This window comes from Halocynthiibacter sp. SDUM655004, assembly GCF_026015885.1.
Lineage (GTDB): Bacteria > Pseudomonadota > Alphaproteobacteria > Rhodobacterales > Rhodobacteraceae > Falsihalocynthiibacter > Falsihalocynthiibacter halioticoli.
This window is the reverse complement of the sequence record NZ_JAPDUG010000002.1, coordinates 233,275-250,780: the sequence shown is the minus strand read 5'-3', so window position 1 is coordinate 250,780 and position 17,506 is coordinate 233,275. Positions and strand designations below refer to the sequence as shown.

The window sequence follows — 17,506 nt, the reverse complement described above, 5'->3', positions numbered from 1 at the left end:
CTGATGTTTGATATCGGCTGGAGCGAATTGCTTGTGGTCGGGGTTGTGTCCTTGATCGTGGTCGGCCCCAAAGACCTTCCCGGAATGTTCCGAACGGTTGGCCGGTTTACCGGCAAAGCGCGGGGCATGGCGCGTGAATTCCAGTCGGCTATGAACGACGCGGCGGATTCCGCCGGCGTTGCCGATGTGGCCAAAGACCTCAAAAACGTGACGTCGAAAAAGAGCCTCGGCCTTGATCAACTTGATGGCGTTGCTAAGCGGTTTGAGGACTGGAGCCCGGGCGAGAATAAGGGCAACAACAAACCCGAAAGCGTAGCGGCAAAAGCCAAGCCAGGATCCGAAACAGCCAAGTTGTCTGAGGAACGCACTGAAGCGAGCAAGAAGATTCAGGAAGCGACTGCGAAAAAGGCTCTAGAGCGGAAAGCAGCGGAAGAAGCTGCTGCGAAGGCCGCCGAAGATGCGGCCAAGGCAACGGATGAGGCGGCAAAGCCAGCCAAGACACCAGCTGCGAAGAAGCCTGCCGCTAAGAAACCGGCGGCGAAGAAAACCGCAGCTAAAAAGCCCGCAGCCAAATCAACGCCCAAAACGAAAGCCGCGGCGAAACCCGCTGCCAAGAAGGCCACCAAGGCCAAGAGCACAGGCAAAACAACATGAGCGACTCGGTCGAAGACAGCTCCGCCCCGTTAATCGAACACCTTACAGAGCTACGCACACGGCTAATCCGGTCGGTTATTGCGTTTCTGGTTGGTATGGTTCTGGTATTTATTGTTGCCGAACCGATCCTGAACTTCCTTGCGCAGCCCATCGCAGATGTTCTTCGCGCGCGCGGTGAAAACCCGCAATTGATCTTCACTGCGCCACAAGAGAAGTTCTTTGTCTTGATCCGAATTTCGGTGATTGGCGGTTTTGCTGTTTCATTCCCTGTGATTGCTTATCAGCTTTGGCGGTTTATCGCGCCGGGGCTATACAAAAACGAACAAAACGCGTTCCTTCCGTTTATCTTTGCGTCTCCTGTAATGTTCCTTCTGGGGGCGACTTTCGCCCATTACGTGGTGACTCCGCTGGCGATGAACTTCTTTATCGGCTTCTCTGACGCGATCCCGACACTTGCGCGGATGCTCACAGGAGAGGGCGTTGGTGAAGTGACCGAAGACTCAGAGTTGCGGACTGTGTTTCTTGGGTCGGTGCGCGAAAGCCTGAACTTGTCGCTCAAATTTATTCTGGCATTCGGACTGTGTTTCCAGCTTCCTGTTTTGCTGACACTTATGGGCAAAGCGGGGCTTGTTTCGGCGCGTGGTTTGAAGGGCGTGCGGAAATATGCGGTTGTTGGCATTCTGCTCGTTGCCGCACTTGTGACACCTCCGGATGTTGTCACCCAGCTTATCCTGTTCACAGTTGTTTACGGCCTCTATGAGGTGTCGATCTTGCTTGTTTCCCGTGTTGAGAAACAGCGTGAAGCCTATCTCAAGGCTGAAGGTCTGTGGGATGAGGATATCCACGGTGATGGCGCCTTTGAGGATGACGACGACGAAGACGAGCGTGACGGGCGAGGCACCAAAGATGACGGAAAAGCAGCCGATGAATAACGTTGATTTGCGCCGCATTGCCGATGCACTTGAGCGTATGTCTCCGGCCCCCGCAGGTGCTCCCGATTTTTCCGAGGCGGATGCTTTCGTCTGGCATGTTGCGCCCGATCGGCTCGCGCCGGTGCCAGAGGTAAATCGCGTGGACTTGTCGCTTCTTGTGGGCATCAACCGCTCGCGAGACACGCTTCTCGAGAATACCTTGCAGTTCGCACGCGGGCTTCCGGCAAACAATGCGCTCCTATGGGGCGCCCGTGGTATGGGTAAGTCGAGCCTTGTGAAATCCATTCATGCCGAGGTTCTGCGCCAAGGGCTTGGCCTTAAGATCGTTGAAGTTCAGCGTGAAGATTTGCCAAGCATTGGCCGCTTGCTCTCACTGCTGCGCGCCTCGTCAGAACGCTTCCTTCTGTTTTGCGACGACTTGAGCTTCTCGCATGATGACCAGCACTACAAATCGCTCAAAGCGGTGTTGGATGGCGGCATCGAAGGACGGCCTGAGAATGTTGTGTTCTATGCCACATCGAACCGCCGTCACTTGATGCCACGTGACATGATCGAAAACGAACGTAGCTCTTCCATCAACCCATCTGAGGCTGTTGAGGAGAAGGTGTCGCTCTCGGATCGGTTTGGTCTGTGGCTCGGGTTCCACCCATGTTCGCAGGATGAGTACCTCGATATGATCCGTGGCTATTGCAAGGAATACGGCATCGAGATTGACGAAGATACACTCTGGGCAGAGGCCATCGAATGGCAGGCCACACGAGGAAGCCGTTCGGGGCGCGTTGCATGGCAATACTTCACCGATCTTGCAGGGCGCAGAGGCGTTTCTCTCTAAGTTCGTTTCACACTCTTAAATACAAAAAAGGCGCACCGTTATGGCGCGCCTTTTTCTGTTTTGAATACTGTCACTTATGAAAGATAGGGCATCGGATCGACGCTATCAAAGCCTTTGCGTACTTCGAAGTGCAGATAGGATGGGTTGCCATTGCGGACCTTGGCAATCGCCTGGTTTCTCTTCACCTTATCGCCCTTCTTGATCGATACGCCCTCGACATTTGCATAGATCGTCAGAAGCCCATCCGCATGGCGCAGCACAACAATCGTTACGCCGTCGGTGTTCGTTGTGATCGCTGCAACTGTTCCGGCATCCGCTGCTTTGACCGCGCTACCGGCAGTCGCGCCGATATCAATGCCGTCGTTCTTGCCTTTGGAATAGGCGCGGATGATGCTGCCTTGAACTGGCATAGAGAAGCGCGTTGCTTTGGCGGCTTCTTTCTCTGACATACTCAGATCAGGAGCCTTTACCTCTTCCGGTGCTTTTACGGGCACTGGCTTTGGCAGCGCCTCACTTGCGCTTGGGGGAACCGGTGTCGCAGAGCCCGTTCCTGGTTGCTTAACCACTTCGACCTTTTGCGGCGCGGCTTGCTCTGCTGGGAGCGGAATAAGGAGGAATTGCCCTTCGCGCACACTCAGATCACTGCCAAGCCCGTTCCATTCCGCAAGGGATTTCACGTTCACATTGTACAGCCGCGAGATCGAATAGGCCGTCTCGCCACTCGCAACGCGGTGTCGGATCGGCTCTGGCTTTTTGGGCGAAGTTTCGCTTGGCTTGGCGGTGTTGATATTGGTGTTCTGCTGTGGAGCGGTCGAGGAGCGCTCAATCGCGCTGCCCGCAATTGTCGTGATATCGATCGCTTCCGTTGGCGCGCCCGTAGCTGCAGAAGGTTCCGCAACGCGGTTGGGAAGCGCGAGCAACTCGCCTTGGCGCAGTTTCACATCCGGCTGAATGCCGTTGTATTTAGCGAGCGCTGTCGCATCAACGCCGACACGGCCGGCCACGTCGCGAACTGTGTCGCCCTGACGGGCCAGTACAACCTGATAGCTCGGGTAGGACACGACGCCGCGATTGTCGGGGGCAGGGGCCGGTTTGCTGGCCTGTTGCACTGCGGAGGAGGTGGAATAGGCATCGCCGAAATTACCGCGCATGTCCCAATCTAAACCTTGGTTACACGCAGCAAGCGCCATCAGCGCGCCGCCGAACACGACGGTTTTGAGACGCGGGCTTAGGTTGCGCGTCTTGGAATTCTGAAATTTGCCTGTGGCCTCAAACAGCGCCAAAGCGCCGGAACGTGGGGGCTGCATAGGATATTCCTCAATTTTCTTATGCTCGTTTGCCGAGCTTATGGGGTCATTATACACGAGTTTAGTGCGCGTTGTAGGCTATTATTCGTCGCTTAGCCCTTCGAGCAGCGGAACAAAGCGCACATCGCGCAATTCGTCGTATTCAAAGCCGTTTTCGGTTCTTGTGACCTTGATAAGGCTTTGTACGGTATCTGATTGGCCAACTGGCAGCACCATAATGCCACCCTCTCGCAATTGTGAAAGCAAAGGGCCGGGCGCATCTTCGGCGGCTGCGGTCACAAGGATCCGGTCAAACGGCGCTTGGTCCGGTAGGCCAAAGCTACCATCTGCGGAGAAAGCGGTGATGTTGGTTAGGTCAAGTTCGTTGAAGATCTGCTGTGCTTCTCGAACAAGGCGACGATGGCGGTCCACTGTATAAACGCGGCGTGCCAATTGGCTAAGAATTGCGGCCTGATAGCCAGAGCCGGTGCCCACCTCAAGAACCTTGTCACGCGGAGAAACGTTGAGCGCCTGCGTCATCACGCCAACAACAGAAGGCTGGCTGATTGTTTGGCCACAGGCAATCGGCAGCGGCATATCTTCATAGGCGCGCTCGGCAAACACACCGCGAACGAAAGGCCCGCGGTCGATCTTTTCCATCGCCGTTAAAACGCGCTTATCCGTAACGCCCTTTGATCTTAGGGCGTATAAGAATTGCATTTTCCGTTCGGCGTCGTTCATGTGTCGAGTTGCCCCTTGATCGCGGCAAATGCATCGTGGGCGGTGAGGTCGGCGCGCATGGGGGTGACCGAGATATAGCCCGCTAGGTTGGCTGCGGCATCTGTGCCTTCGGCTGTATCGACATGCTGGTTGCCGCCCCGTATCCAAAGGAAACGGCGACCGGAGGGCGACATATGCGGCTCTGTCGAGAAATTTGTGCCGCGCCGATATCCTTGGGTTGTTGTGCGCAAACCTTTCACGGCCGCGGCGGCCACAGGCGGGAAGTTCACGTTATAAAACAGGCGGTAATCCTCGGATTCTTCGGGATTGGCGGCGAGAATTCGGCGGACAGTATCCGCGCCATGTTCGGCAGCGGCTTCGAATGGGTCATCAAGCTGTGCGTTGTCTGGGCCGTAGTATTGCGAAAGCGCGATTGATGGGACGCCTTGCAAAGCGGCCTCCATGGCGCCACCGATCGTACCGGAATAGAGCGTATTTTCGGCAGCGTTGTTGCCGCGGTTTACGCCTGAAAGCACAAGGTCGGGGCGGTTTTCCGGCATCACGTCATAGAGCGCGGCCAAAACGCAATCTGCGGGGCTGCCTTCGGTCGTGAACACGCGGTCTCCCAGTTGGGCCATTGCAAGCGGGTTGGTATAGCTGATGCAATGCCCTACGCCGGATTGTTCGAAAGCGGGTGCAACCGTCCAGACTTCTCCGTCAGGTCCGGCAAGCTCTTCGGCGATCTTATGCAGGGTTTTAAGCCCCGGTGCGTTGATCCCGTCGTCGTTGGTTATGAGAATACGCATTGTGCCTCCCGCTGCTTGATATTCATGTCCTAGAACAGCGGAAGGGGGAGGTAAAGAATTCCACAAGCGCAAGCGCGAGAAATCGCGAGGGTGCGGTTGTTTGGTGCCAGATTGTCACCACAGGCACATTTATCAGACGCGATTTGCAGCTTGGTTGGCGCGTTATGGTTGCTGGAGCAGGTCCAAAGCCTTTTTCGCTTCCTCATGCGGCGAGGCAAGTGGTGCGCGATCTTCACCAGGGAAGAAACGAGCCCGCAGGCCCGTTGGCATCGGCTTGGGTTTGGCAATCACCACGCGTGGGCCGGTGGATTGCGTTTCGCCACGCCACGAACGCACGAGCGCCATTTGCGCGGCCTTGCTCGCACCATAACTACCGAAATAGCGAACACCGGGGGCGTCATCGTCAAAGAACAGCGCGGTTCCGTTTTCGGCGGCAAGCAAAAGTGGCTCGACATAGGTGATCAAACGCTGCGCGGCTGTTGCGTTGCAGGTCATGGATTTGTCGAAATCTTTGGGGTCTACATGGCCACTCGGGGCAAGAGGCGCTCCGTGAATGGCCGTATGCGCCCAGAGGTCAACATGCCCCCAACGATCATATACCGAACGGCAGAGATGCTGCATCGCGCCTTGGTCACAAATATCAAGCGGCGCAAGCGTGGCGCTGCCGCCTTTCGCCTTGATACGGTCGTCCAACTCTTCAAGCGCGCCCGATGTGCGGGCCACAGCGATAATATGATGGGTCGGAGCCAAGGCTTCGGCCAATGCCGCACCAAGACCGCGCGAGGCCCCTGTGATAAGGGCGATTTTGTCGGTTGAATTTGTCATGCCTTCGTTTGTCATTAGTCCCTCGTCCTTGCAAGCGGTTCCTTGACATTCGCGGCATATTGCCCAAAAACAAGCCTGAGAGCATGTCCTCAAGGAGACCAAAATGACATTATCCAAAGCCCTGATCGGCTCCAACTCCCTCGTAACCAAAGGGATGATGGTCCTGACTGGTTCGCTTTTCATCGCATTGGCCGCACAAATTTCTGTGCCGATGTTCCCCGTGCCGATGACACTGCAAACACTGGCCATTCTGATTGTTGGCCTCACATTCGGCGCGCGCCTTGGTGCCGCAACACTCGTGGCTTATCTGGCCGAAGGCGCGATGGGTCTGCCTGTTTTCGCAAACGGTGGTCTTGGCCTTGCAACATTCGTTGGCCCAACTGGTGGCTTCCTGATTGGTTTTGTGGGCATGGCTTACCTTGCTGGCCTCGCTGCTGATCGCGGTTATGCCAAGGGCTTCTTCAGCACGGCGCTCGTTGCTGTTGCTGTATCCGCGCTGCTTTACGTTCCTGGCCTTGCATGGCCGCTTGGTGTTGCCTCTGTGGCTGGTGTCGAAGCTGGCTGGGCTGGACTTCCTGCGGCGAAGGTAATTGCTGGGTTTGCTCAGCCGTTCCTGATTGGCGATGTGGTTAAGGCCGTTATCGCTGCGCTGGTTGTATCCGGTGCATGGAAAGCTCTGGAACTGCGTAAGGGCTAAGGCCTGCACTCCCGCAGTTTAAGCGGGCAAGAATTTCGAAAGCGCCGTGTGGGTTCACGCGGCGCTTTTTTCATAGGCGATGGATGTTTTGGGGGCTTGTTACGCTTCTGCGTGAAGCTCTGCCAGAGCTGTCTCGCAAAGACCGTACTCCAGCCACTGACAGCCCTTACAGATCTCGGACAGGTGGCCAGAGGGCACATTTGCTTTGATCCGCGCTTTGGCTTCGCCCCACGTAAGCTGCTCGTTCGGCTTAAGCTTCAACGCCGCCGCATGTGCGCGATCCAGCGTTTTGATCTTACTCTGCTCTGTGCATAGCCGTCCGCGCCGTTTAGGGCAGGGGCCGCAAATATCATCGCTAAGCCCGACGGTCTGGATTAGCTCTTCATCGCCGCCTTTCGCCCGCAGGCGCCCGACAACGATCTCATACATGTTCTGGGTGAATTCCGGCGAATAGCCCTTGCCCTGAAATCCAAGCGAACAGAGGAAATGATGGGGGCGAAACTTGATGGGTTCGCTCATGTTTGCCCTCCAGACCTATATCCGGCTTATTCCGCTGCCTTGAGTTCAAACCCTTTGGCAATCATATCCGCAGGGCGCACGGGGTACTCACCAGAGAAGCAGGCATCGCAATACTGCGGAGCCTTAGCATCGCGGCCGTTTGCTTCGCCAACCGCGCGGTAGAGGCCATCGAGCGAGATAAATTTGAGGCTGTTTACGCCAAGATGTTTGCGCATTTCCTCTTCACTCATGGTGGCCGCCAGAAGCTTTTCCCGTTCAGGCGTATCTACACCATAGAAACAGGGCCACATGGTAGGAGGAGAGGCAATGCGGAAGTGAACCTCTTTGGCCCCTGCATCAAGGATCATTTCCTTGATTTTGCGGCTTGTCGTGCCGCGCACAACTGAATCATCTACGAGGATGACCCGCTTGCCGCGAATGAGCGCGCGGTTGACGTTAAGCTTGAGGCGCACACCCATGTTACGGATTTGCTCGCTCGGCTCGATAAACGTCCGGCCCATATATTGGTTTCGAATTATCCCCATCGCATAGGGGATGCCGCTTTCCTGACTGTAGCCGATCGCAGCAGGCGTGCCGGAATCCGGAACAGGGCAAACCAAATCGGCTTCAACCGGTGTTTCGCGCGCCAACTCAACCCCGATCTGGCGGCGTGTTTCATAGACCGAGCGGCCACCGATTATACTGTCAGGGCGGCTGAAGTAAACGTGCTCAAAGATACAGAAGCGGCTTGGCTTTTGCTCAAACGGACGGTGGCTTTCAACGCCATTCTCCGTGATGACGACCATCTCCCCAGGCTCGATTTCACGAACGAAATCCGCGCCGATAATATCTAGCGCACAAGTCTCAGAAGACAGAGCCCACCCTTCGCCAAGACGGCCCAGAACCAGCGGGCGCACGCCCAGAGGGTCGCGTACACCGATGAGTTTTGTGCGGGTCATAGCCACCACCGAGAACGCACCCTCAACCGAGCGCAGCGCGTCTTTCATCCGTTCGGGGATGTTGCGCTGCATGGAGCGTGCCATCAGGTGAATGATGCATTCGCTGTCGGAGCTGCTTTGGAAAATGGAGCCACGTTCGATCAGATCGCGGCGCAAGGCATCGGCGTTGGTGATGTTGCCGTTGTGTGCAATCGCGGCGCCGCCCATGGAAAACTCTCCAAAGAAAGGCTGCACGTCTCGGATCGCGGTTGCTCCCTTGGAGCCCGCAGTTGAATAGCGCACATGCCCGATTCCAATAGGGCCGGGCAGGGTTTTCATAACTGAATGGGAAGTGAAGTTGTCGCGTACATATCCAAAGCGACGGGCGGAGTTGAACCCTTGTTCGGCATCATGGACAACGATGCCGCCTGCCTCTTGTCCGCGATGCTGAAGCGCATGAAGTCCGAGCGCTACGAAATTGGCTGCATCGGCAACGCCGACAACTCCGAAAATACCGCACTCTTCCTTGAGTTTGTCATCATCGAACGGGTGGGCGGGGGGCATGTCACGCATTGCAGCTCCGAATCCATGTCTCTGTCGCCCTTCTCTTAAGGCGTTGCGGCGGCGGTGTCACCCATCCGCAGTTAGGAAAATGTCATATTTCATGGATAGTGGCGGCACATTGCTCAGGAATTAGCCGCTTGGCACAAAAAAGGCCGGGCAATTCTTGCCCGACCTCGTGCCGTACGTTCTGTACGAGGATGTTATTCGATGATGGTGGTTTCGGTTACGGGTTCGCACTGAGCAAGGAATTCTTCCATGTTTGTCTCAAGCCATCCCGGAACATCGGTTGGAACCGCATTGCCCACACGATCAGAAAGCTGACCAAATACTTCGGCGCTTCGGCTATCTTCGATAACCGCAATCGGCTCATCCGTAACGGCCCAGTTATAGAGCCACAACGCCACAGCAACGAGAAGCGCACCGCGCGCCGCTCCGAACAGGAAGCCAAGCCCTTGGTCGAGTCCGCCCAGCACGCTGCGTTGCACAACGTTTGAAAATATTGGCGTGAAGATCGACAAGACCACAAGCGCCACAATACCCACAATTGCAAAACTCGCCCCAAGGGAAAGCTCGCATTGGCCGCCGATGAAATCGTTGAGAATCGGAATTTCCCGAACCAGCGGCTCGGCTTTGGGTGCGAAAATATAAGCAATGACCGCCGCAGCGATCCAACTGGCAATAGACAAGGTCTCGCGAACCAACCCGCGTGAATACGCAAGCAGCGCCGAGATGAGGATGACGACAGCAACCGCGCCGTCTACAATGGTAAAGCCTTCCATGTCTTCTCCTGTAGGGGCTAGTTTTCCCCGAAAGTATCTTTAACGAAACTTGCCAAATCCGACATATATCGAACCTGCATGTCCGCGTGGTCTCTTTTCTTGCCCCCCGATGGTGCAATGGCGGAAGAGAAGCCCAGTTTCCCTGCTTCTTTCAACCGGTTTTCCATTTGACCAACGGGCCTTAAAGCCCCTGATAGGCTAATTTCGCCAAAAACCACAGTCTCAGACGGCAAAGAATGATCTTCCCGTGCAGAAAGTAGCGCAGCCGCAACAGCCAGATCAGCCGCCGGTTCGCTCACACGCATGCCGCCTGCGACGTTCAAGTACACGTCCAAGCCGGTAAAAGGAACGCCGCAGCGGGCCTCAAGAACGGCTAAAATCATGGCGAGTCTGCTGCCGTCCCATCCAACAACGGTGCGGCGGGCCTGTGCATGAGGGCTCGGAGCGACAAGCGCCTGAAACTCAACGAGAACTGGGCGAGTGCCTTCGATTCCTGCGAATACAACGCTGCCCGGAACGGGGTTGGCGCGATCTCCGATAAACAGTGCCGAGGGGTTTTTGACTTCGGCCAAACCTTTGCCTGTCATCTCGAATACGCCGATTTCGTCAGCAGGGCCAAAGCGGTTCTTAACCGCACGCAACACGCGGAACTGATGGCCGCGCTCGCCTTCGAAGTACAAAACGGTATCGACCATATGCTCCACCACGCGCGGACCGGCAATCTGGCCTTCCTTGGTGACATGGCCGACAAGGATCATGGTTATGCCCTTGCGTTTGGCAAATGTCGTAAGCTCATGACAGGCAGCGCGAACTTGGCTCACGCTACCAGGCGCGCTATCGACCGTGTCGGCCCACATAGTTTGAATCGAGTCGATGATAACAAGATCGGGCTTCTCGGCCTCAAGCGTCGTGAGAATATCGCGGAGGTTGGTTTCCGCTGCGAGCTTCACGGGCGCTTCCTGTAGCCCGAGCCTTTGAGCGCGCATGCGCACCTGCGCGCTGGCTTCCTCGCCGGATACATAGATCGTTTTGAGGCCCGCACGCGCAAAGCTCGCCGCTGCTTGAAGTAAGAGTGTTGATTTCCCGATACCTGGATCACCGCCCACAAGAACTGCGCTGGCGGGAACCAAGCCGCCGCCTAAAACGCGGTTCAACTCGCTTGAGCCGGAACGGGTGCGGGGTGGTTGCGCTTCTTCGGTCGCCAAATCGAAAAGAGCCATCGGCGTGCCGCGTTTGGAGCCAAGTGACTTTCCAGCAGGGCCAGAGGAAAACGGAACCTCCTCGGAAATGGTGTTCCACGCGCCGCAGTTATCGCATTTGCCTGACCATTTCGAAAAGGTCGCCGCGCATTCTTTGCAAACAAAATTCTTGGATTTAGCCATGCGCATTTATGTCCTTCTTCGCGGCCTTTTCCAAGCGCTCTGTGGTGAATGAAACCCAGAGGCTGAGCAAAACACAGGCCGTAAATAAATACAGACCCCAACCGGTTTCGACGCGGCCAACACCAATGCCCTTGATCACAACAATATACAATGAAATCAAAAATATGTCTGCCATAGCTAAACGACCGAATAGATGTAAAACGGGCAGGGCGCGTGCGTCCATACGGCCAGCATGGATCATCGCCAACCCGAGCGTTTTACAGATCGGCGCAACAAGCGCAAAAAAGGTAACGAGGACCGCGAGGAAAATGTCGATCTGCCAAAGATCGATGACTCCGGACATGACAGAAATTTCGTTCAAGCTGAACAGCGGCAGAATTCCGGCGCGTAGAAGCGGCGCAAACCATGCCACAGGAAATGCGACAAGCAAGGCAAGGTTGAGAATGCGCAGTGTTTTCATGCGAAATGGGTCGCAGGTTTGCGGGCGCAATGCAAGACGGGCAACATCCTAACGCAGACTCGCAATCGGGCCATCGGCGCGGCCATGAATGAACTGGTCAAGGTGGGCATCACCGCTTGCGTCCATTTCGGAAACAGGGCCGGTCCATTTGATAACCCCGTCATGAAGCATAGCAACACGGTCTGCGATGGTGCGCACGGAGGTCATATCATGGGTGATCGTGACGGTCGTTGCCCCCATTTCCACCACGATTTCGCGGATCAATTCGTTGATAACACCGGACATAATCGGATCAAGACCAGTTGTCGGCTCGTCAAAAAAGATGATCTCGGGATCCGCGGCAATGGCGCGGGCAAGGCCAACGCGTTTCTGCATCCCGCCCGAAAGCTCGGCCGGATAGAGCGGGGCAACATCAGGTGAAAGCCCAACGCGGCGCAGTTTCTCTACGGCGATCTCGTAGGCCTCGGCCTTGGGGCGCTTTAGGCTTCCGCGCATGAGGCGAAATGCAACGTTTTGCCAGATCGGCATCGAGTCAAAGAGCGCGCCGCCCTGAAACAGCATCCCGAAACGCGCCAGAAACGCGTCTCGTTCAGCTTTCTGAACATTGACGCCATCAACCGTAATTCGGCCTGAATCAGGTGTAACAAGTCCGAGTATGCATTTGATGCAGATTGATTTTCCGGTGCCGGAGCCCCCGATGATGACCATGCTTTCGCCGCGCGGTACGTGAAGGTCAAGGCCGCGTAGAACCTGCTTGGGTCCAAAACTCTTGTGAACATCTTCGAGCGTAATCATACCGAGAAGAATACCCCCGTCAGCAGGAAGTTAGCGGCAAGTATCAACACGGCGGCCGCCTCTACCGCGCCTTTGGTCGCGCGGCCGACCCCCTGCGCACCGCGCCCTGAATTCATGCCGTAGTAGCAGCCCATCGTCGCTGCAATCCCACCGAATACCGCGCCTTTGACAAGCGACGAAATGATGTCGAGTGGTTCTAGGAAGTTGGCCGTGTTGTGAAGATAGGTGGCGGCATTGAACCCAAGGCTTTGGGTTGCGACGATAAACCCGCCCATAATGCCGATGATGTCGCCAATTCCGACGAGCAGCGGAACCGTTATCAGCGCCGCCAATACACGTGGAACAGCGAGGTATTTCATCGGGTTTGTCGATAACGTTACGAGCGCGTCGATCTGTTCCGTGACTTTCATCGTCGCGATCTCAGCGGCAATTGATGACGTAACACGCGCGGCAATCATTAGGCCGACGAGAACAGGCCCAAGCTCGCGAACCATGCCGATGGCAACGATCTGAGGAACGACAGCTTCTGCGGAAAACCGCGCGCCGCCTGCATAGATTTGTAACGCCAGCGCACCGCCTGTGAAGAGTGCTGTCAGCCCGACAACAGGAAGGCTGAAATATCCAATGTTAAGAATGGATTGCAGGAGTTCTTTGAGGTAAAATGGCGGGCGGAAGAAATGGCTGATGACGCTAGCCGCAAAGATCGCAACCCGCCCGATTGCAGCAAGAAGCTGCAAAACCGAACGTCCAATTGCGGCCAAGGGTTTGGAGATCAGCCTTGCGCTCATGAACCCGCCTCGACATAGCGTCGTGTATAGCGAGACCCGAGCGAGGTCAGGATTTCATAGCCGATTGTGCCTGCCGCAGTCGCAAGATCGTCAACAGTCTGTGCCGGACACAAAATATCGAGCGCATCGGGCCGTTCGGTAAGATGCGTAATGTCGACCGTGATCAGGTCCATGGAAACGCGGCCAACCAGAGGGCAAGGCGTATCGCCAAACCAAAGTACTGTGTTGTTTGACATGGCGCGAATGAGGCCATCGGCATAACCGCCCGAAACCGTCGCAAGCTTGCTTGGCGCTTCGGCCACCCATGTGCAACCGTAACCAACGGCTTCGCCTTCTTCCAATTCGCGCGTCTGGATGACGGGGAGTGAAAGGCTCACAACGGGCTTTGCAGCTTCAAATGGTGCGCCGCCATAGAGGCCGATTCCGGGACGCGTGAGATTGAAGTGATATTCCTTCGGCAAGAGTATGCCGCCCGTTGCGGACAATGAGCGGGGCGCAGTGATGCCCTCGGTCATGGCGCGGAAGTTCTGAAGCTGGGCCTCGTTCGCGGAGTGATCGGGCTCGTCTGCGCAAGCAAGATGACTCATCACAAGGGTCGGATTTTGCGAAAGCGCAATGTCACGCACCGCCGCCCATTCGGCAACTTCCATGCCGAGGCGATTCATGCCGGTATCAAGCTGAATACCAAATGGCGCTCCGGGGAGGGCCTCGAAATGCCGCGTGAGTTGCGCGAGGGAATTGAGCATTGGCGTTAAGACAAGATCATGGATCATGTCGGTATCACCGGCCATATGCCCTGAGAAAATGCAGACCTCTGGTCCGGGCCCAAGCGCTTGGCGAATCTCTACGCCTTCTTCGGCGGTGGCGACAAAGAAGCGGCGTGCGCCTGCTTGGGCGAGCGCACGTGCAACGCGGCCTGCGCCACAGCCATAACCGTTGGCCTTGACCACCGCAGCGGTTTCAACGGTTGGGCCGGTTTGGGCATCCAAAGCGCGCCAGTTGGCCACCAGCGCCGCGAGATCAATTTTGAGTTTTCCCGTAGACATGCAGAGGGTTGTGCCGTTTGCATCGCGGCGAGGCAAGCGAATTTTACGCAAATCCGCTGGCGCTCATTCCGACTGGCAGAATTCGGGGAGTTAGGGTTGCTCCGGCTGGCCTTGCCACGGTTTTGCAAGGTTACCAAACCGCGTGAACTGTCCTTCGAAGGAAAGCTCAACATGGCCGATCGGGCCGTGACGGGCTTTGCCGATAATCACTTCGGCCTTTGCATGGAGCGCGTCCATTTCTTCCTGCCACGTTGCCATCTTCTCAAGCTCGTGATCACCAGGTTTTTCGCGCTCTTTGTAGTATTCCTCACGGAACACGAACATCACAACGTCGGCGTCTTGCTCAATCGAGCCAGATTCGCGGAGGTCCGAAAGTTGTGGGCGTTTGTCATCGCGGCTTTCGACTGTCCGACTCAACTGAGAGAGCGCAACAACCGGAATATCAAGTTCCTTGGCGATGGCTTTGAGGCCTTGGGTGATTTCCGAAACCTCATTCACGCGGCTATCTTTTGCCGAAGCAGGACGTACAAGTTGCAGATAGTCCACAAACAAAGCGTCTAGCCCGTGGGTCCGCTTCAGGCGCCGTGCGCGGGCTGCAAGTTGCGAGATAGGTAGGGCGGGCGTGTCGTCGATATATAGCGGGCAGCTTTCGAGCTGCTTGGCCGCTTCGACGAAACGGCGGAATTCTTCTTCGGTCATGTCGCCGTTGCGGATCTGGCCGGATGGCACTTCGGAAGCCTCCGACAAGATCCGCGTAGCAAGCTGCTCGGCCGACATTTCGAGGCTATAGAACCCAACGACACCGCCGTTGATTGCTCCCTCGCTTCCGTCGGCTTTCTTGCCCTTCTTATACGATTTCGCGATGTTATAGGCGATGTTCGTCGCCAAGGATGTTTTCCCCATGGAGGGACGACCCGCGAGGATCAAAAGGTCTGAACGGTGCAAGCCGCCCAGCATTTTGTCCAAATCAATCAACCCCGTAGAGATACCAGCAAGGTCGCCATCGCGCTCATAGGCGGTGTTCGCGACCTGAACCGCTTCTGTCACGGCCTTGAGGAAGGATTGGAAGCCACTTTCGCCTTGCCCTTGCTCGGCCATGGCATAGAGGCGTTGCTCGGCCTCAACGATCTGCTCGCGCGGCTCGCTCGCAATGTCCACAGCGGCAGCTTTGTCTGAAATCTCACGACCAAGCGCCATAAGTTCGCGTCGAATAGCCAGATCATAGATAATCTGGGCATAGTCCTTGGCCGCAAAGCTTGAGATAGCAGCGCCGGCCAGTCGTGCAAGATAGGCAGGACCGCCAAGCTCTTTTAGCCCTTCGTCATCCTCGAGAAACGCTTTGAGCGTCACCGGCGATGCGTTGAGGTTTTTGGCAATTCTGTTTGCCGCAACCTCAAAGATTCGTGCGTGAGTCGGCTCGTAAAAATGCGCGGAGTTCACGATTGCAGCAACACGATCGTAGGTGTCGTTGTTGGTCAGGATCGCGCCCAGAAGCTGTTGCTCCGCCTCGATATTATGCGGTTGCGCATCCATTTGCGACGGTTGTTCCGGCAACGCAGGAAGCCCTGCGCCGTCCTGCATCGGTGCAATCTCGTTCATACTGTCCCCTCAGACCTTGGCGTCTGACATACATGAAAGCCAGTTGTACTGGCAAATTGTATATTTCTGTGGATAACCTGTGGATTAGCATATTTAGGGGCTACCGTAAAGAATTACCCCTAGATGTTGATCAGATCAGGCTTTCTTGTGGGCCTCTTGCCAGCCGCGCGGATCATTGAGGAAGGCTTCTACCTCTGTCAATGTTTCCTCGTCAAAAGCATTGGAGGCTTTGGCTTCGGCCAATACATCCCACCATGTGCAAAGGTGATGCAGCGTAACCCCGTGATCGCCAAGCGTCTTTTCGGTTTCAGGGAAGATACCGTAGTAGAAGATCACCGCCGTATGCCCGCAAGTGGCGCCAGTTTCGCGGATTGCGTCCACGAAGGAGAGCTTGCTGCCGCCGTCGGTTGTCAGGTCTTCAACGAGCAAGACGCGCTCGCCCTCGCTCATCGCGCCTTCGATCCGTGCGTTACGGCCATAGCCTTTCGGCTTCTTGCGAACATAGCTCATTGGAAGCGCCATACGTTCTGCAACCAGCGCGCCAAAGGGAATGCCTGCGGTTTCGCCACCAGCCACGTTATCAAACGCTTCAAACCCTGCATTGCGCATGACCGTAACAGTCAGGAAATCCATCAACGTCGAGCGGATACGCGGGAAGGAAATCAGCTTGCGGCAGTCGATATAAGTCGGGCTCGGCAAACCACTGGCCAGCGTGAAAGGTTCGCGGGCGTTGAAGTGTACCGCTTCGATCTCAAGCAACATCCGCGCAGTCAGTCGTGCGATTTCTTTCGGGTCGGGATAGGCGCTCGGGATCATAGCGGTTCCTTTTGTTTGATTGGTCTATTTGAACGCTGCGGAGCTTAGTCCGCAACCCGCCAATGCAGCGGAAATCCAGGGTCAAAGACGGTTACGGTTTCATCGCCAACGGTGATCTTATCAGGGTAGGTGACGGGCGCCCCTTTGGAGAGCATGATTGTCTTTTCATTTGCCGGGAGGCCATAAAACGCGGGCCCTTTCAACGAAGTAAAGGCCTCGAGTTTCTCGAGAGCGCCTTGCTTCTCAAACACTTCGGCGAGAATAGACATGGTGTTGGTCGCGGTGAAGCACCCTGCGCAGCCACAGGCATTTTCTTTGAGTTTATCCGTATGTGGAGCGCTGTCAGTTCCAAGGAAGAAGCGCGCGTCGCCTGATGTGGCGGCCTCGACCAGCGCTTCGCGGTGCAACTCACGTTTCGCAACGGGTAGGCAGTAATAGTGTGGCTTGATGCCGCCCACGAGGATGTGGTTGCGGTTGATCACAAGGTGGTGCGTTGTGATGGTCGCGCCGAGATTGTCTTGGCTCTTGGCGTAGTCCACACCGTCTTTGGTTGTGATATGTTCCATCACAGTGCGCAGACCCGGGGTGCTTTTGCGGATCGGATCAAGGACACGGTCGATAAACACGGCCTCGCGGTCGAAAATGTCAATTTCAGGGTCTGTCACTTCGCCGTGCAGACAAAGAGGCAGGCCGATCTCGGCCATTTTCTCAAGTACGGGGCGAACATTGTCAAAATTGCTAACGCCGCTGGCTGAGTTCGTTGTTGCGCCCGCAGGGTACAGCTTCACTGCGGTGATCAGCCCGCTTGCATGCGCTCTGGCGACATCCTCTGCATCTGTGTCTTCTGTGAGGTAAAGCGTCATCAACGGTGTGAAGTCCGCGCCATTTGGCATCGCTGCGGTGATCCGATCTCGATAGGCCGCGGCTTGCGCTCCTGTTACAACAGGCGGCACAAGGTTCGGCATGATGATGGCGCGGGCAAAGTGGCGTGTCGTTTCGGGCAAGACTGCCGCGAGCATATCGCCATCGCGCAGGTGTAAATGCCAATCATCGGGGCGTCGGAGCGTGAGTTTATTCGTCATGCCCCTG

The 17,506-nt window shown here is 56.1% G+C and carries 19 protein-coding genes; 4 read left to right on the top strand and 15 right to left on the bottom strand.

Annotation, left to right across the window (positions count from 1 at the left end):
• The first annotated feature begins 3 nt into the window (after nt 1-3).
• From tatB to N9C89_RS08935, 3 genes are read left to right on the top strand one after another with little or no spacing between them, the layout of a single operon-like run.
• A complete protein-coding gene (gene tatB / locus N9C89_RS08945) occupies nt 4-654 on the top strand; it encodes a Sec-independent protein translocase protein TatB (RefSeq protein WP_263953537.1) in 651 nt (216 codons plus the stop codon).
• Complete coding sequence (gene tatC, locus N9C89_RS08940; RefSeq protein WP_263953536.1) at nt 651-1,586, top strand: twin-arginine translocase subunit TatC; 936 nt, start codon at nt 651-653, stop codon at nt 1,584-1,586. The genes tatB and tatC overlap by 4 nt, the downstream gene beginning before the upstream one ends.
• Nucleotides 1,579-2,418, top strand: a complete 840-nt coding sequence (locus N9C89_RS08935; protein ID WP_263953535.1) for an ATP-binding protein — start codon at nt 1,579-1,581, stop codon at nt 2,416-2,418. The genes tatC and N9C89_RS08935 overlap by 8 nt, the downstream gene beginning before the upstream one ends.
• Nucleotides 2,419-2,492: 74 nt before the next feature.
• Here the strand turns inward: N9C89_RS08935 and N9C89_RS08930 are convergent, their stop codons facing one another.
• From N9C89_RS08930 to N9C89_RS08915, 4 genes are all read right to left on the bottom strand, one after another.
• Complete coding sequence (locus N9C89_RS08930; RefSeq protein ID WP_263953534.1) at nt 2,493-3,725, bottom strand: M23 family metallopeptidase; 1,233 nt, start codon at nt 3,723-3,725, stop codon at nt 2,493-2,495.
• Between the two features lie 81 nt (nt 3,726-3,806).
• Nucleotides 3,807-4,445, bottom strand: a complete 639-nt coding sequence (locus N9C89_RS08925) for a protein-L-isoaspartate(D-aspartate) O-methyltransferase (protein WP_263953533.1) — start codon at nt 4,443-4,445, stop codon at nt 3,807-3,809.
• Complete coding sequence (gene surE / locus N9C89_RS08920) at nt 4,442-5,230, bottom strand: 5'/3'-nucleotidase SurE (protein WP_263953532.1); 789 nt, start codon at nt 5,228-5,230, stop codon at nt 4,442-4,444. Before surE ends, N9C89_RS08925 begins: the two co-directional genes overlap by 4 nt.
• Nucleotides 5,231-5,392: 162 nt before the next feature.
• On the bottom strand, nt 5,393-6,070 hold the full coding sequence (locus N9C89_RS08915; RefSeq protein WP_263953531.1) for an SDR family NAD(P)-dependent oxidoreductase: 678 nt from the start codon (nt 6,068-6,070) through the stop codon (nt 5,393-5,395).
• Nucleotides 6,071-6,158: 88 nt separating this feature from the next.
• Between N9C89_RS08915 and N9C89_RS08910 the strand changes: the two genes are divergently transcribed.
• Entirely contained in the window at nt 6,159-6,752 is a 594-nt protein-coding gene (locus N9C89_RS08910; RefSeq protein ID WP_263953530.1) for a biotin transporter BioY, read from the top strand.
• Nucleotides 6,753-6,851: 99 nt separating this feature from the next.
• On the opposite strand, the gene N9C89_RS08905 is transcribed toward N9C89_RS08910, so the two are convergent.
• From N9C89_RS08905 to pyrC, 11 genes are all read right to left on the bottom strand, one after another.
• The gene (locus N9C89_RS08905; protein ID WP_263953529.1) at nt 6,852-7,271 is read right to left on the bottom strand and encodes a DUF1284 domain-containing protein; all 420 of its coding nucleotides are present in this window, start codon (nt 7,269-7,271) and stop codon (nt 6,852-6,854) included.
• A gap of 26 nt (nt 7,272-7,297) precedes the next feature.
• Nucleotides 7,298-8,752: an amidophosphoribosyltransferase gene (gene purF, locus N9C89_RS08900; protein ID WP_263954424.1), complete on the bottom strand. Its 1,455-nt coding sequence runs from the start codon at nt 8,750-8,752 to the stop codon at nt 7,298-7,300.
• A gap of 200 nt (nt 8,753-8,952) precedes the next feature.
• Nucleotides 8,953-9,531, bottom strand: coding sequence for a CvpA family protein (locus N9C89_RS08895; protein ID WP_263953528.1), 579 nt, complete (start codon nt 9,529-9,531; stop codon nt 8,953-8,955).
• A 17-nt stretch (nt 9,532-9,548) separates the two neighbouring features.
• Nucleotides 9,549-10,913, bottom strand: coding sequence for a DNA repair protein RadA (gene radA, locus N9C89_RS08890; RefSeq protein ID WP_263953527.1), 1,365 nt, complete (start codon nt 10,911-10,913; stop codon nt 9,549-9,551).
• Entirely contained in the window at nt 10,906-11,373 is a 468-nt protein-coding gene (locus N9C89_RS08885) for a paraquat-inducible protein A (RefSeq protein WP_263953526.1), read from the bottom strand. The genes radA and N9C89_RS08885 overlap by 8 nt, the downstream gene beginning before the upstream one ends.
• Nucleotides 11,374-11,421: 48 nt before the next feature.
• A complete protein-coding gene (locus tag N9C89_RS08880) occupies nt 11,422-12,168 on the bottom strand; it encodes an ABC transporter ATP-binding protein (RefSeq protein ID WP_263953525.1) in 747 nt (248 codons plus the stop codon).
• Complete coding sequence (locus N9C89_RS08875; protein ID WP_263953524.1) at nt 12,165-12,956, bottom strand: MlaE family ABC transporter permease; 792 nt, start codon at nt 12,954-12,956, stop codon at nt 12,165-12,167. Before N9C89_RS08875 ends, N9C89_RS08880 begins: the two co-directional genes overlap by 4 nt.
• The gene (alr, locus tag N9C89_RS08870; RefSeq protein ID WP_263953523.1) at nt 12,953-14,002 is read right to left on the bottom strand and encodes an alanine racemase; all 1,050 of its coding nucleotides are present in this window, start codon (nt 14,000-14,002) and stop codon (nt 12,953-12,955) included. Before alr ends, N9C89_RS08875 begins: the two co-directional genes overlap by 4 nt.
• Nucleotides 14,003-14,092: 90 nt before the next feature.
• Nucleotides 14,093-15,601, bottom strand: a complete 1,509-nt coding sequence (locus tag N9C89_RS08865; RefSeq protein ID WP_394358494.1) for a replicative DNA helicase — start codon at nt 15,599-15,601, stop codon at nt 14,093-14,095.
• A 135-nt stretch (nt 15,602-15,736) separates the two neighbouring features.
• Nucleotides 15,737-16,417, bottom strand: coding sequence for an orotate phosphoribosyltransferase (locus N9C89_RS08860; RefSeq protein WP_263953522.1), 681 nt, complete (start codon nt 16,415-16,417; stop codon nt 15,737-15,739).
• Nucleotides 16,418-16,461: 44 nt separating this feature from the next.
• Nucleotides 16,462-17,499 (bottom strand): dihydroorotase, encoded by a 1,038-nt coding sequence (gene pyrC, locus N9C89_RS08855; protein ID WP_263953521.1) that lies wholly within the window; start codon nt 17,497-17,499, stop codon nt 16,462-16,464.
• Between the last annotated feature and the right edge of the window lie 7 nt (nt 17,500-17,506).